Annotated in this window: 1 protein-coding gene; it reads left to right on the forward strand. The window is 51.2% G+C overall.

Annotation, left to right across the window (positions count from 1 at the left end; genetic code table 11):
• The coding region (locus Q0236_RS03710) for a LemA family protein (RefSeq protein ID WP_297915253.1) at positions 1-583 on the forward strand (583 nt) is incomplete at its 5' end.
• Positions 584-1,293: the final 710 nt, after the last annotated feature.

Raw genomic sequence — 1,293 nt, forward strand, 5'->3', positions numbered from 1 at the left:
CCGTTTTAGCGGCGAATCAAAGCGCCGCGGCTTTGTTTTGTTAAAAATTTTGATCCTGCTTATTATCGCGGCGATCGCCTGCGTGATCTTTGCGGTGCCCGTTTACAATAATCTCGTTGCCAAAAGCGAGGAGGTAAACGCCGCGTGGGCGCAAGTACAGAGCCAATACAAGCGCCGCGCGGAGCTGATCCCCGGTTTCGTGCAGATCGTGAAAGATCACGCGACGCACGAAAAAGACGCGCTGCAGGGCGTCATAAGCGCGCAGGCCAAGGCGACCGCCCTAAATTCGGACGATGCCTCGCAAAACCGAGACGCGTTTTTTAAATTTAACGCCGCGCAAAGCGAGCTAAGCTCGGCGCTTTCGCGGCTGATGCTGGCGATCGAGCGCTATCCTGAGCTTAGGGCGGATCAAAATTTTGCGAGTTTGCAAAATGAACTCGAAAGTAGCCGCAGTCGCATCGCCGCGGCCCTCAAGGACTACGCCGCTGCGGCGAGGGAATACAACGAGATGATCCGCGCCTTTCCGACGAGCGTCGTTGCGAGCCTGGTCGGTATGAGCGAGCCTAGGGCTGCTTTGGAATAGGGCGCTGGAAGGTAGGGCGCAGCTTTCTTAAATGCGCGGATAAGTTTAGCGTTTAAAAGCGCGAAATTTAGGCTGCGAATGTGAAATTTCAGCGCGTCGTTCGCGCAGAGTTTGATTTTAAATTTTGCGTCTTTTGCGATCACGGCTTGCGCACGCCGTATCGCTCGCACAAATTTTGATTTTAAACAGCGCGTGTTGTGCAGTTAGGGCTTTGCGCGGCACCTTGCCTCGTCGCGGCAGACATAAAATCTACTCTTGCTTTTAAATTTAAACTTATGCGGCGGTTTGTTTTGCGGTGCAGCTCGTCCGTAAAAACCGCGCTGTTTTAGCGGTGCCGCGGGTGAAATTTACGATTTAGTAAAGCCTTATCCGCAGTTCGGCTAAATTCCTGTTTGCAGATTCGGCTCGCGGCCGAGTTAAATTTAAACGGCGTTTGCCTGCGCTGCCTTTTAAATTTAATTCTGCCTGCAAAGTCTGCGCTCTAAATTTAGCTTCGCCGCTGCGAAACAGATAACGGACGCCGTGCGATCTCGCCGCAGTTTTTTCTAAATTTAACTTCCCGCCGCGGAATGAATTTTAAAATTTTGCGATCAGATACGACCGCTTATTTTGATACTCTTTTTTACGTTTTCGTTTTACTGCCGCGCCGCGCACTTATACCGGGCGGCAACGACGACCGGCTGCTATAAAATTTAAGCCTTTAAATTTAG

The organism is uncultured Campylobacter sp., from assembly GCF_938031315.1.
Lineage (GTDB): Bacteria > Campylobacterota > Campylobacteria > Campylobacterales > Campylobacteraceae > Campylobacter_B.